13 protein-coding genes are annotated in these 13,140 nt (G+C 71.1%); 8 read left to right on the top strand and 5 right to left on the bottom strand.

From position 1 onward, the window contains the following. Together ABZW11_RS01000 and ABZW11_RS00995 are read right to left on the bottom strand one after the other, a co-directional pair. The gene (locus tag ABZW11_RS01000) at nt 1–513 is read right to left on the bottom strand and encodes a PH domain-containing protein (RefSeq protein ID WP_355411244.1); all 513 of its coding nucleotides are present in this window, start codon (nt 511–513) and stop codon (nt 1–3) included. A gap of 59 nt (nt 514–572) precedes the next feature. After that, on the bottom strand, nt 573–1,394 hold the full coding sequence (locus tag ABZW11_RS00995) for a biotin--[acetyl-CoA-carboxylase] ligase (RefSeq protein ID WP_355411242.1): 822 nt from the start codon (nt 1,392–1,394) through the stop codon (nt 573–575). 38 nt (nt 1,395–1,432) lie between these two features. Here ABZW11_RS00995 and fdhD point away from each other — a divergent pair, with 38 nt between their 5' ends. Further along, entirely contained in the window at nt 1,433–2,290 is an 858-nt protein-coding gene (gene fdhD, locus ABZW11_RS00990) for a formate dehydrogenase accessory sulfurtransferase FdhD (RefSeq protein WP_355411239.1), read from the top strand. 68 nt (nt 2,291–2,358) lie between these two features. Here fdhD and ABZW11_RS00985 read toward each other — a convergent pair whose 3' ends face one another. The 3 genes from ABZW11_RS00985 to ABZW11_RS00975 all read right to left on the bottom strand — a co-directional run bounded on the left by ABZW11_RS00985 (nt 2,359) and on the right by ABZW11_RS00975 (nt 7,432). Further along, a complete protein-coding gene (locus ABZW11_RS00985; protein WP_355411237.1) occupies nt 2,359–4,980 on the bottom strand; it encodes a phosphoenolpyruvate carboxylase in 2,622 nt (873 codons plus the stop codon). 68 nt (nt 4,981–5,048) lie between these two features. Then, on the bottom strand, nt 5,049–6,605 hold the full coding sequence (locus ABZW11_RS00980; protein ID WP_355411235.1) for a hypothetical protein: 1,557 nt from the start codon (nt 6,603–6,605) through the stop codon (nt 5,049–5,051). After that, nucleotides 6,602–7,432 (bottom strand): ABC transporter ATP-binding protein, encoded by an 831-nt coding sequence (locus ABZW11_RS00975; RefSeq protein ID WP_355411233.1) that lies wholly within the window; start codon nt 7,430–7,432, stop codon nt 6,602–6,604. Before ABZW11_RS00975 ends, ABZW11_RS00980 begins: the two co-directional genes overlap by 4 nt. Nucleotides 7,433–7,468: 36 nt before the next feature. On the opposite strand from ABZW11_RS00975, the gene ABZW11_RS00970 reads away from it, so the two are divergent. From ABZW11_RS00970 to ABZW11_RS00940, 7 genes are all read left to right on the top strand, one after another. After that, a complete protein-coding gene (locus ABZW11_RS00970) occupies nt 7,469–9,055 on the top strand; it encodes an acyl-CoA carboxylase subunit beta (protein WP_355411231.1) in 1,587 nt (528 codons plus the stop codon). Next, the gene (locus tag ABZW11_RS00965) at nt 9,052–9,261 is read left to right on the top strand and encodes an acyl-CoA carboxylase subunit epsilon (RefSeq protein WP_355411229.1); all 210 of its coding nucleotides are present in this window, start codon (nt 9,052–9,054) and stop codon (nt 9,259–9,261) included. The genes ABZW11_RS00970 and ABZW11_RS00965 overlap by 4 nt, the downstream gene beginning before the upstream one ends. A gap of 107 nt (nt 9,262–9,368) precedes the next feature. Beyond that, nucleotides 9,369–10,310 carry an NYN domain-containing protein gene (locus ABZW11_RS00960; RefSeq protein ID WP_355411227.1) on the top strand — a complete coding sequence of 314 codons (942 nt, stop codon included), beginning with the start codon at nt 9,369–9,371 and terminating at the stop codon, nt 10,308–10,310. Between the two features lie 148 nt (nt 10,311–10,458). Next, complete coding sequence (locus tag ABZW11_RS00955; protein WP_355411225.1) at nt 10,459–11,916, top strand: DNA-3-methyladenine glycosylase 2 family protein; 1,458 nt, start codon at nt 10,459–10,461, stop codon at nt 11,914–11,916. Beyond that, the gene (locus tag ABZW11_RS00950) at nt 11,913–12,425 is read left to right on the top strand and encodes a methylated-DNA--[protein]-cysteine S-methyltransferase (protein ID WP_355411223.1); all 513 of its coding nucleotides are present in this window, start codon (nt 11,913–11,915) and stop codon (nt 12,423–12,425) included. The genes ABZW11_RS00955 and ABZW11_RS00950 overlap by 4 nt, the downstream gene beginning before the upstream one ends. Nucleotides 12,426–12,456: 31 nt before the next feature. Beyond that, nucleotides 12,457–12,819 (top strand): hypothetical protein, encoded by a 363-nt coding sequence (locus ABZW11_RS00945; protein WP_355411221.1) that lies wholly within the window; start codon nt 12,457–12,459, stop codon nt 12,817–12,819. Then, nucleotides 12,810–13,064, top strand: a complete 255-nt coding sequence (locus tag ABZW11_RS00940) for a hypothetical protein (protein WP_355411219.1) — start codon at nt 12,810–12,812, stop codon at nt 13,062–13,064. Before ABZW11_RS00945 ends, ABZW11_RS00940 begins: the two co-directional genes overlap by 10 nt. Nucleotides 13,065–13,140: the final 76 nt, after the last annotated feature.

Below are 13,140 nucleotides of genomic sequence, written 5' to 3'. Positions count from 1 at the left end.
TCAGCGGCCGTCGATCTCGCCGTCGGAGGCGTCCTCCACGAGGCGGAACAGGTCGGTGCGGACGTCCTGGATCTTCGGGATGTCGCGCAGCACGATCTCGCCCCGCTCGCCCGCCGACTCGACCGTCAGCGTGCCGCAGCCGAGCAGCCGCTCGGGAAAGGTCTGGTCGGAGCTCACCGTGTTGACCTTGGCGATCGGGATCTCGTCGGTCGACTTGTTGAGCACGCCCGTGCTGATCGTGAAGCGGTGGGTGGTGAGCACGTAGCCGGTGTTCTTCCACTGCAGGTACGGCACGAACGACCAGATCGTCAGCAGGATGAGCCCGATGACGGCCACCGCGATCCTGGCGTAGGAGGCGTACGCGAAGTCGCCCGGGATGAAGTAGATCGCGGCGCCCGACGCGGCGGCGATGAGGACCAGCGCGATGAAGGGGACGACGAGCCGCTTCCAGTGGGGGTGGAAGGACCGGACGCGCCGCTCACCCTGCGTCAGATGGTGGTCGGGAATGGTCATGGCCCGTATCGTGCCACCAACGCCACCGGCCTGCCATGCCACCGGACGAACCGGGCTGATCACCCCGCCGGTCTGACGTGCACGACGTCGCCGGCGCTCAGTGTGTGGCGCTCGCCGCCCGCCTCCACCAGCAGGTGACCGGCCAGGTCGACGCCGGTCGCGAGGCCGGTGAGCGTGCGGTCGCCGGGCAGCTCGACCCTGATCCTGCGGCCGATGGTGGCGTTGGAGGCCAGGTAGGCCGAGCGCAGCCCGGCCGCCTCGGCGTCGCCGCCCGCCTGCGTCCATTCGCGGTAGTGGCTCTCGACCTCGCGCAGCACGGCCCGCAGCAGCGGGTCGCGGTCGGCGCAGGCGGCCTTCTCGACGGCCAGCGACGTGGCGGTCTCGACGGGCAGCTCGTCCTCGCGCAGTGAGACGTTCATGCCCATGCCGATGATCACGGCGTCGTCGGCCCGCTCGGCCAGCACCCCGGCCAGCTTGCGCTCACCGATCAGCAGGTCGTTGGGCCACTTCAGCCGGACGTCGACCTCGGCCAGGCGGCGGACGGCGGAGGCGGCGGCGACGCCGTACAGGAGGGACAGCCAGCCCTGGGCCGCCACCGGCACCGTGGGCCTGAGCAGGATCGAGAACGTCAGCCCCGAGCGCGGCGGCGCCGACCAGGCGCGGCCCAGCCGGCCGCGGCCCGCCTGCTGCGACTCGGCGACCAGCACCGTGCCCTCCGGCGCGCCGTCGCGGGCCGCCGCGGCCAGGTCGGCGTTGGTGGAGCCGGTGCTGTCGACGACGGTGAGCGCGGTCCACAGCGAGCCGGGGCGGACCAGGGCGCGGTTGAGCGCCGCCTCGGGCAGGGGCGGGCGCTCCAGGTCGGAGTAGCGTGAGTCGGGCATCCCCCTATCTTCGCAGGGGGTGGGACGGAGGGATGAGCATGCCTACCGGTGAGGTCGCGCGGCCACGGCCAGGGCCGATCACCCGCGTTCGCGTCAGGGAGCTGTCCGGCGCGTCGGGGCGCGACCGGCGCGACGACCTGGCGACGGAGGAGCCGCTGGAGATCCGGCTCACCGCGCCCGACGGCGCCCGCAGGACGGTCGCCATCACCATGCGCACGCCGGGCCACGACTTCGAGCTGGCGGCCGGGTTCCTGCACGGCGAGGGGCTGGCGGGGCCCGGTGACATCGCGGCGATCGCGTACTGCACCGACGAGGACCTGCCGCCCGAGGCGCGCTACAACACCGTGACGGTGCGGCTGAACGGCCCCATCCCCGAGCTGCCCGCGCTCGACCGGCACTTCCTCACCTCGAGCGCGTGCGGCGTGTGCGGCTCCGCCGGCCTCGACGCACTGCGCGACCGCTGCCGCCCGGTGCCGCGCGGCCGGCTGGAGCTCTCCCCCGACCTGCTGTACGCGCTGCCGGAAGCGCTGCGTCGGGCCCAGGGCGTGTTCGGCAAGACGGGAGGCCTGCACGCGGCGGGCCTGTTCGCGGCCGACGGGACGCCGGTGGCGGTACGCGAGGACGTCGGCCGGCACAACGCCGTGGACAAGCTGGCCGGCTGGGCGGCGCTGACCGGGCGGCTGCCGCTGGCCGAGCACGTGCTCATGGTGAGCGGCCGGGCCAGCTACGAGATCATGCAGAAGGCGCTGGCGGCCGGCGTGCCCGTGGTGTGCGCGGTGTCGGCGCCGTCGTCGCTGGCGGTGGAGCTGGCCAGGGAGTTCGGCCTGACGCTGGTGGGCTTCCTGCGCGGCGAGCGCTGCAACGTGTACGCGGGCGCCGAACGCGTCCAGGCGTGAGCGCGTAGAGGCGCCCGACGCGTCCAGGCGTGAGCCCGTGCCGTTTCCGGCACGGGCTCACCCGACGATCAGCCGGTGTTCTGCAGGCCGGCCGCGACCCCGTTGACCGACAGCAGCAGCAGCGTGGACAGCCGGTCGCGCTCCTGCTCCGACGGGTTGCCGGTGCGCAGCGCGCGCAGGGCGCGGAGCTGGAGGTGCGACAGCGCGTCCACGTACGGGTCGCGCAGCTGCACGGCCCTGCTGAGCACCTTGCGATTCTCCAGCAGCCGGGTGTGCCCGGTGACGCGCAGCACCAGCTCGCGGGTGCGGTCGTACTCTTCGAGCACCTGCCTGCTGAAGTCCTCCCGCCCGCCCAGCGCGAGGTAGCGCTTGGCGATCGAGCGGTCGGTCTTGGCCAGCGACATCTCGGCGTTGTCCAGCATCGCGTTGAACAGCGGCCACTCCTGGTACGCCGCCCGCAGCTCGTCGACGGAGCCGACGGAGGCGAGGCCGCTGCCGAGGCCGTACCAGCCGGGCAGGTTGACCCTGGTCTGCGCCCAGGCGAACACCCACGGGATGGCCCGCAGGTCGTCGAGCGAGCGGGGCGCGCCGAGCCCGCGCCGCGCCGGGCGGGAGCCGAGCCGCAGCGTGCCGATCTCCTCCAGCGGGCTGACCAGGCCGAACCACTCGGGGAAGCCGGGCGCCTCGGTCAGCGCCCGATACGCCTGCTCGGAGGCGGTCGCCACCTGCTCGGCCAGCCCGCGGAAGCGCTCGGCGGCGGCGGCCGTGCGCTCGCTCACGGTGGGCGACGAGGCCATGAGCACCGCGTTGGCCACCTGCTCCAGGTGCCGGCGGGCGATGGCGATGTGGCCGTAGCGGGCGAAGATGACCTCGCCCTGCTCGGTGACCTTGAACCGGCCCGCGACCGAGCCGGGCGCCTGGGCCAGCACCGCGCGGTTGGCGGGGCCGCCGCCGCGGCCGAGCGCGCCGCCCCTGCCGTGGAACATGCGCAGCTTGACGTCGTGCTCGGCGGCCCAGGCGGTCAGCGCCTCCTGTGCCTCGTACAGCCGCAGCGTGGCGGCGGCGGGGCCGAGCTCCTTCGCCGAGTCGGAGTAGCCGAGCATGATCTCCATGCGCCGGCCGGTGTCGGCGAGCCGCTGCCGCACCTGCGGGATGTCCAGCATGCCGGTCAGCACGCGGGCCGAGTTGGCGAGGTCCTCGCCCGACTCGAACAGCGGCACCACGTCGAGCACCGGCGCGCGGTCGCCGAGCGCGTGGCGGGCCAGCTCGTAGACGGCCGCGATGTCGCCGGCCGTGCGGGTGAAGGAGACCACGTAGCGGGAGCACGCCTTGACGCCGAAGCGCTCCTGGATCCAGCCGATCACCCGGATCGTGGCGAGCACCTCCTCGGTGCGCTCCGACGGCTCCGCGCCCGCGCGCAGCTCCTCCAGAGCCGCCGCGTGCACCTGGGAGTGCTGGCGCACCTCCAGCTCGGCCAGGTGGAAGCCGAACGTCTCCACCTGCCAGATGAGGTGCTGCAGCTCCCCGTACGCCTGGCGCGGCGCCGAGGCGGCCAGCGACTCCTGGGCCAGCCGCAGGTCGGCGAGCAGCTCGTCGGGCGAGCGGTAGGCGAGGTCGAGGTCGCGGCGGTGGGTGGCGGCGATGCGGGCGGCCACGAACAGCAGCCACTGCCGGTGCGGCTCGCGCGGCGAGCGGGTCGCCAGCTCCGACACCACGTCGGGGTGGGCGTCCACGGACGCGGCGAGCCGGGTGCGCAGCTCGGCCGAGGGCGGCGCGAACTGGGCGGAGGCGGTCAGCGTGCGGGCGATGCGGCTGCAGGCGGTCTCCAGCGCCGTCAGCACGTGCTCGGAGTGGATCTGCACGGTCTCGCGGGTGACCTTGGCGGTGACGTTGGGGTTGCCGTCGCGGTCGCCCCCGATCCAGCTGCCGTACCTGATGAAGGGCCTGGCCTGCGGCGGGCGGGTGCCGGTGCGCTCGTCGAGCGCCGCGTCGAGCGAGCGGTAGACCTGCGGCACCGTACGGAACAGTGTCTCGTCGAAGGCGGCCATGGCGGTGCGCACCTCGTCGAGCGGGTCGAGCTTGGTGGAGCGGAGCTGGGCCGTACGCCACAGCAGGTCGATCTCCTCCAGCATGCGCCGCTTGTTCTCGGCGCGCTCGGAGGCGCCGCGTCCTGGCGCGTTGTACTCGGTGAGCTGGCCGCTGATGCGCTGGATCGCGGTGACGACGGCCCGCCTGCGGGCCTCCGTGGGGTGGGCGGTGAGCACGGGATGCAGCTCCAGGCCCTCCAGCAGCTCGCCGACCCGTTCGTGCCCCAGCTCCTGTACGGCCTGCGCGAGCGATTCGCGCTGCACCCGGCCCTCGGCGTCGCGCTCCCGCAGCGTACGGATGCGGTAGTGCTCCTCGGCCAGGTTGGCCAGATGGAAGTAGCAGGTGAACGCGCGGGCCACGGCCACGGCCCGCTCGATCTCCCATCCGGCGACCATCTCGGTGATCACGTCGGCCGAGATCTCACCCTTGCGCGCCGAGATGACGGCTTTGCGCAAGCGTTCGACATCGGCCAGCAGGTCTTCGCCGCCCTGCTCGGCGAGCACCTGGCCGAGCAGTTTGCCGAGCATGCGCACATCGTGGCGTAGCTCGTCCGGCATCTCGGTTACGGCGGCACTGCGACGCTCGAGCCCCTGGTCAATCATGTTTCGAAGGGTAGCGAGTCGGATTTCGTGGCCGCAGACCGGTCTCAGGTATTGGACTAGACCACTGGTCAGGTGGGTTTCGAGACCGCCGCGAGCAGTTCCGGCGTACGGCGGAAGCCGACCCTGGCGGCCAGCCGCCGCCCGAGCGTCTCCAGCAGCAACCCGTAGAAGGGCGCGAGCACGGTGATCCAGGTGAGCCCGAACGCGAGCGGCACCACGAACGGCAGCACGAGCACCGCGACGGCGACCATGGCGCCCGCCGCCGACGCGAACGCCTGCCCGCCCTGGCCCGGGGCGGCGCCGGTGAAGGCGTTCATCCTGTCGGGCACCGTGTACGGCAGCACGACGCTGCTCACCGAGCCCACCCCGAGCCCGACGCCGAGCACGCCCCACCCGGCGAGCGCGGCGGGCAGGATGGCCTCGGGGTGGCCGACGTACAGGGAGGAGCCCGCGGCGATCACGGTCAGCAGCGGCACGGCGATGAGCGCGTTGGCGAGGTGGCGGCCCGCGAGGTCGGCGGCCAGGCCGCGCTCGGTGCCGAACGCGACGGCGTTCATCCACATGGAGCGGCCGTCGATGCCGAACGCGTTGACGGACTGCAGGGCGATCATCCCGGCGCCGAGCGCGGTCAGCCCGATCGGCGTGCCGAAGCCGCCGCCCTGGTTGGTCAGCGAGAACGCCAGGATGACGGTGACCACGATGGCGCTGAACCAGCCGATGCGGTAGCGCGGCTCGCGCCTGATGTACTTCAGCTCCTTGGTCACCACGGCGGCCAGCGGGCCGTCCGGGAGGAACCGGTCGGCCAGGCCGCTCTCCCTGCGGACGGAGGCCGCCTGCGTGGAGACGTCGGGGGTGACCAGGGCCCGGCTGAGCGCCTTGATCCACAGCACCGCCAGCACCACCGCGACCAGCGCGACCAGCGCCACCTCACCGAGCCCGAGCAGCCCGCCGTCGGTGATCGCGTGGGCCAGCATGCCGGGCGGCGTCCAGCGCAGCACGCCGGCCAGGCCGTGCAGCAGCGCGACGGGGTCGCCGAAGCCGCGGTTGACGAGCAGGTTGGGCAGCTGCGCGAGCAGGACGACGAGCAGCGCGGCCACGGCCAGCACGTCACGTCCGCGCCGGGTGCGCAGCGCGCTGGACAGTGCCGTGGTGATCAGCCGGGACGCCACCACGCAGAGCGCGAACTGCACCAGCACCGCGAGCAGCCCGATCAGCCAGCCGCCCGGCCCGGAAGCCAGGCCGACGAGCGCGCCGAGCGTGATGACGAGCAGCGCGACCGGCCAGACGCCGGTGACGGACGCGGTGAACATGCCGATCGCCAGCCTGCGCGTGCCGAGCGGCAGGAGCGCCAGCTTGGCCGGGTCGAGCGTGTCGTCCAGGCCGAACGCCAGCAGCGGCACGATCATCCAGCCCAGCAGCAGGGCGGCGAAGGCGAGGGTGACGAGCGAGGCGGCGACGTCGGGCGGTGCCAGCCGCAGCAGGCCCATGAGGAAGAAGCCGAGCACGGCCAGGCCGGCCGCTACGACGAGGGTGAACAGGAAGCCGATCTTGCGTTGCAGGTCGCCGCGCAGGTTGCCGGCCAGCAGGCGGAGCTTGAGCTGCGCGAAGAGCGCGACCGTGCTCATGACGCGGGCCCCTGCGCAGGGCCTTGGCCGGGCGTTCGGCCGGGCGCCTGGCCGGGCGCCTGGCCGGGCTGGGAGCCGAGCCAGGTGAGGCCGGCTTCGCCGCCGCCGGGAGCGCCGCCGACCAGGTCGAGGAACGCCTCGTTGAGGCTGCGCTCACCGCGTACGTCCGTTAACGGGCCCTGCGCCACGGTCTGGCCCGCGCTCATCACCGACACCCAGTCGCACAGCCGCTCGACCAGGTCCATCACGTGGCTGGAGAAGATGACGGTGGAGCCTGAGGCGGTGTAGCGGCGCAGCACCTCGGTGAGCGTGTTGGCGCTGACCGGGTCGACGCCCTCGAACGGCTCGTCGAGGAAGAGCACCGACGGGTTGTGCAGCAGCGCGGCGGCCAGGCCGATCTTCTTGCGCATGCCGGTCGAGTAGTCGACGACCAGCTTGTCGGCGCTGGCGGTGAGGTCCATCACGGCGAGCAGCTCGTTCGCGCGCTGCTCGACGTCGGCCCTGGGGATGCCGCGCAGGCGGCCGTTGTAGATCAGCAGCTCGCGGCCCGACAGCCGCTCGAACAGCCGCAGCCCCTCCGGCAGCACGCCGATGCGGGCCTTGACCGCGACCGGGTCGTGCCAGACGGAGTGGCCGGCGATCTCGGCGACGCCGCCGTCGGGGCGCAGCAGGCCGGTGATCATGCTGAGCGTGGTCGTCTTGCCGGCTCCGTTGGGCCCGACGAGCCCCGCGAAGCTGCCCGCGGGGACCACCAGATCGACGCCCGCGACGGCGATCTGCTGCCCGTAGCGCTTGAACAGGGCGTGCGTGCGTACGGCGTCCGTCATGGAACCACTCTAGGAGGAGGGGCTAGCCTTGCGCGCATGACCACTGCCGAGCCGATGCCGGAAGAGCCGGACATCCACACCACCGCCGGGAAGATCGCCGACCTGGAGCTTCGGCTCGACGAGGCCGTGCACGCGGGGTCCGCGGCGGCGGTGGAGAAACAGCACGCCAAGGGCAAGATGACGGCCAGAGAGCGGGTGCTGGCGCTGCTCGACGAGGGCTCGTTCGTGGAGTTCGACACGTTCGCCAGGCACCGCTCGACCATGTTCGGGCTGGAGAAGCGGCGTCCGTACGGCGACGGCGTGATCACCGGGCACGGCACGATCGACGGCCGGCAGGTGTGCGTGTTCTCGCAGGACGTGACGGTGTTCGGCGGCTCGCTCGGCGAGGTGTACGGCGAGAAGATCGTCAAGGTGCTCGACCTGGCGCTCAAGACCGGCTGCCCGATCATCGGCATCAACGAGGGCGGTGGCGCCCGCATCCAGGAGGGCGTGGTCGCGCTCGGCCTGTACGCCGAGATCTTCAAGCGCAACGTGCACGCCTCCGGCGTGATCCCGCAGATCTCGCTCATCATGGGCGCCGCGGCCGGCGGCCACGTCTACTCCCCCGCGCTCACCGACTTCGTGGTCATGGTGGACCAGACCTCGCACATGTTCATCACGGGTCCCGACGTGATCAAGACGGTGACCGGCGAGGAGGTGACGTTCGAGGAGCTGGGCGGGGCGCACGCGCACAACACGAAGTCGGGCGTGGCCCACTACCAGGCCACCGACGAGCAGGACGCGCTCGACTACGTCAAGGCGCTGCTGTCGTACCTGCCGTCCAACAACCTCGACGAGGCGCCCGCGTACGAGGCGGCCGACGACCTCGACCCCGATCCCGAGCTGGACGCGCTGATCCCCGACTCGGCGAACCAGCCGTACGACATGCACCGGGTGATCGAGCACGTGCTGGACGACGGCGAGTTCCTGGAGGTCCACGCGCAGTTCGCGCCCAACATCGTGGTCGGGTACGGCCGGGTGGACGGGCAGCCGGTGGGCGTGGTGGCCAACCAGCCCATGCATTTCGCCGGATGCCTGGATATCAAGGCATCGGAGAAGGCCGCCCGATTTATTCGAACATGTGATGCCTTTAATATTCCTATCTTGACTTTTGTTGACGTACCGGGTTTCCTGCCTGGCACTGATCAGGAATGGAACGGAATCATCCGCCACGGCGCCAAGCTCCTCTACGCGTACGCCGAGGCCACGGTCCCGCTCATCACCGTGATCATCCGCAAGGCGTACGGCGGCGCGTACGACGTCATGGGGTCCAAGCACCTCGGCGCGGACGTCAACCTGGCCTGGCCCACCGCGCAGATCGCGGTCATGGGGGCGCAGGGCGCGGTCAACATCCTCTACCGGCGCGAGCTGGCCGCCTCCGGCGACCCCGACGCGCGCCGGGCCGAGCTCGTCACCGAGTACGAGGACACGCTGGCCAACCCGTACATCGCGGCCGAACGGGGCTATGTGGACGCGGTGATCCGGCCGGCCGACACCCGGCCGCAAGTCGTCAGGGCGCTGCGCGCGCTGCGGAACAAGCGGGCCACGCTCCCGCCCAAGAAGCATGGGAACATCCCGCTGTGACGCCACATCTGCGTATTGTCCGGGGCGACGCCACGCCCGAGGAGATCGCCGCGTTGGTCACCGCGCTGGCGGCGCGGCGCCGTCCGGCGACCGAAACGGAGGGCACTCCAGTTCCGCGTCGCCAAACCTGGCGAAACCCCGCCAGAGCTATGCGTAAGCCTGTCGTCCCAGGGAAGTCGGCATGGCGGATGAGCGCACTACCCTAGATAGATCCTGAGAATCGGGTGTCAAGTTCCCCGGGAGTTGGGACTATCTAGAGAAAGTAGGCGTATATAGTCAGCCGATCAACTAACACCGCGGCCTGGAGGACGACATGGCCATCCCAGACCTCATGCCGCATCCTGTGGCAGCCAAGTACGCCGTCCTAGTGGATGTCGGTTATCTGTACGCGGCGGCAGGTGAAGTGCTGCTCGGTGCGAAGGAGCGCAAGGAATATCGGGTGGCCGCCGATGAGCTCATCCAGAGTCTACAGAAACATGCAGAAGCACGTATTTCTGGCGAACTTCTGCGGATCTATTGGTATGACGCCGCCCGTGATCGCGTGCCGACCGTCGACCAGCGTGTGATCGCCCAGCTCCCGTGGGTCAAGGTGCGCCTCGGCAACCTGAACGCCCGTGGCCAGCAGAAAGGCGTCGACGCGCAGATCCGGAGCGATCTGGAGGCACTGGCCAGGCATCACGCGGTCACCGACACGATCCTGCTGGCGGGCGATGAGGACATGGTCCCGGCGGTCGAGGCGGCGCAGGCGTACGGCGTGCGCATCCACCTGTGGGGCGTCGAACCGCCTTACGGCACCAACCAGGCGGAACGCCTGGTGTGGGAGTCCGACACCGTCGAAGTGATCAGTGCAGATTTCCTGAGGCCCTTTTTCAGCCGTGCTCCCCAGCCTGTGCCCGTCACCCCACCCGCCGCCGCGCCCTCGCCCGCACAGGTCTTCGCCGGGCGCGCTCCCGTCAAACCGCACGCCAAACCCGGCCAGGTCGCCAAGCTCGGGCCGAGCCGGCCGCGCGTGGAGGACGTGGGCGAGCACGTCGCCCAGAAGTGGATCCTGACCCGGGGCCGCGACAACATCCGCGACCTGCTCCCCGGGCCGATCCTGCCGACCGTGATCGACACCGAGCTGCTGATCGAGGCGGAGAAGGAGCTCGGCCACTCGCTGCGGCCCTACCCGGAGGCGCGGGTGTGGCTGCGTGACGGGTTCTGGGCGCGGGTGTACCGCGAGTTCGACCTGGGGGTGGGCGTCTCGTCCAAATAGCCGGGGCTCCGGGGCCTTCCCTGAGAAGGCCCTCATTCCGGCTGTACGAAGCTCTCCGGTGAGGAGCCCTGAGACCACCACCTGGGTGTCACGGCATGGTCCGATTTCCGCCAGTCGTCACCGCTGGGGAGCGCATACCGTCGGAGACATGGCCCTACAAGAGCTCGACTTCGACTCCTGCTACCGGGCCGTCTCCGCCAGGGACCCCCGGTTCGACGGCCGTTTCTACACGGCGGTGACGACCACGCGCATCTACTGCCGCCCGATCTGCCCCGCCCGTACGCCGGCGTCGCGGAACGTCCGCTTCTACCGGCACGCGGCCTCGGCCGAGGCGGCCGGGTTCCGGCCGTGCAAGCGCTGCCGGCCCGAGCTGTCGCCCGGCGACCCCGGCTGGGACCTGCGCGGCGACCTCGTCGGCCGGGCCCTGCGGCTCATCGACGACGGCGCCGCCGACGAGCAGGGCGTGGCGGGGCTGGCCAGACGGCTGCACATCACCGAACGCCACCTGCACCGGCTCTTCGTCGCCGAGCTGGGCGTCGGGCCGCTGGCGGTCGCACGGACCAAACGGCTCCTGCTCGCCAAGCAGCTCCTGACGGAGACGGCGCTGCCGGTGACGGAGGTGGCGTTCGCGGCCGGGTTCGGCAGCGTGCGGCAGTTCAACGCGACGATGCGCGAGACGTACGGCTTCACGCCTAGCGAGCTGCGCGCCACCGCCGGCCCCCGCACCGCCCTCCTCGCCCACGCGTCCGTTCCGGCCGTGGACGAGGACGCGGCGAGACCCGCGGACAGTACGGCCACGAGGGCGGTGACGCTTCGGTTGCGGTTGCACCGGCGGGAGCCGTACGACGTGAACGGCGTCTTCTCGTTCCTCGCCTCCCGCGCCATACCGGGGCTGGAGGTGGCGGACGGGACGTCGTACCGCAGATCAGTCCAGGGCGGAACGGTCACCCTCACCCCGCGCCCCGACCACATCGCGCTGGACGTGGCCGTCGAGGACACCAGGCAGCTCGCGAGGATCGTCGCCCGCTGCCGCCGCCTGCTCGACCTCGACGCCGACCCCGAGGCCATCTCGGACGTCCTCGGCCGCACCTCGCTCGGCCCGCTCGTCGCGGCGCGGCCCGGCCTGCGGGTGCCGGGCACGTTCGACGGGTTCGAGCTGGCCGTACGGGCGGTCGTGGGCCAGCAGATCTCGGTGGCGGGGGCGCGCACGCTGCTCGGCCGGATCGTGGCCAGGGCCGCCGCGCCCGGCGGCCTCTTCCCCACGCCCGCCCGGCTTCTCGACACCGACCTGAGCGGCCTCGGCATGACCAACCGCCGCATCGACACCCTCAAAGACCTGGCCGCCCGCCTCGCCGACGGGCAGCTCGACCTGGACGGCGGGCAGGACCCCGCCGAGGCGGTGGCGGCGCTGCTGGAGGTCCGCGGCATCGGGCCGTGGACGGCCGGCTACATCGCCCTGCGCGCCCTGCGCGACCCCGACGCCTGGCCCACGGGCGACCTGGTGCTGGTCAAGCGCATGGCCGCCCTGGGCATTCCAAACGACCACATCGAGCGGTGGCGCCCGTGGCGGGCGTACGCCGCCCTGCACCTCTGGAGTTCATCATGATCGCTGCTCAGCTCGTACCGTCGCCGGTGGGCCCGCTGGCGCTGCTCGCCCGCGAGGGCGTGCTGGTCGCGGCCGGTTTCACCGCCGAGCCGAAGGAGATGTTCGCCCGGCTCACGCCTGCCCTGCAGGCGGAGGGCCTGGAGATCGTGGACGACCTGGGCGCCGCCGCCGAGGCGGCCCGGGCGTACCTCGCGGGTGACCTGGACGCGCTGGACGCCGTACCGGTCTCGCAGCCCGGCTCCCCGACCCGCCGCCGCCTGCACGCGGCGCTACGCGAGGTCAAGGCGGGAACGACCGTCTCGTACGCGGAGCTGGCCGAGCGGGCCGGCCTCCCGCGATCGGCCGCGAGAGCCGCCGGCTCGGCCTGCGCCCAAAACCTCATCGCCCCCTTCGTCCCCTGCCACCGGGTATTGCCCAGCGGTGGTGGATATGGCGGCTATTACTACGGCGTACCGGTAAAAGAATGGCTGCTGGCCCACGAACGTGGAGGTATCGTCAACCCTGCGTAAAGGGCGAGTAGCTTTCGGTAACCTGCTTCACATGGTGACATTCGAACATGAGTACCTCCTCGAATTAGTGAACAACAACCCCGCCATGGTCAGCGATCTGCTGATCGGGTCAGGGCTTCCCGCACCTGCATTCGATGCGGCCGAGGTAGGCTCATGCGACTTCAACGACCGTCGGCCCACGGAATATCGGGCCGACGCGGTCGTCGTCTTCAAAAAGAGCAACAAACCGGTACAAGCGGTGGTCGTGGAGGTGCAACGAAAGCCCGACAAGGGAAAAACATGGTCCTGGCCCGTATACGTATCGACACTACGGGCATCCCGGAAATGTCCGGTCAAGCTCATCGTCTACTGCGAGAACGACGCAACCGCCAAGTACAGGCCGAAATGCCGGTAACCGTCGAACAACTCAAGGAAGTCCCATACGTCCGCCGATGGATGGAAGTGGGCGAAGCAAGGGGCGAAGCAAGAGGCGAAGCAAAGGGCGAGGCCAAGATCATCATCATGATGCTGCGCCAGCGGGGCATTTCCCTCTCCCCAGAGGATGAGGAACGCATCCGCTCCTGCACCGACCCCGAAAAACTCGAGAACTGGGCCAGCAAAGTACTCAAGGTCCACAACGTGGACGAGCTCTTCGACTGAGTCCCACCCTCCGGGCCGCACCGCAAGAAGAGGACGCGGCGTAGCTCTCAGTCCTGCGGCGTCGGTGTCAGAGCGC

The sequence above is a fragment of the Nonomuraea sp. NPDC004580 genome (assembly GCF_040609855.1).
Taxonomy (GTDB): domain Bacteria; phylum Actinomycetota; class Actinomycetes; order Streptosporangiales; family Streptosporangiaceae; genus Nonomuraea; species Nonomuraea salmonea.
This window is presented reverse-complemented; position numbering and strand designations above follow the sequence as displayed.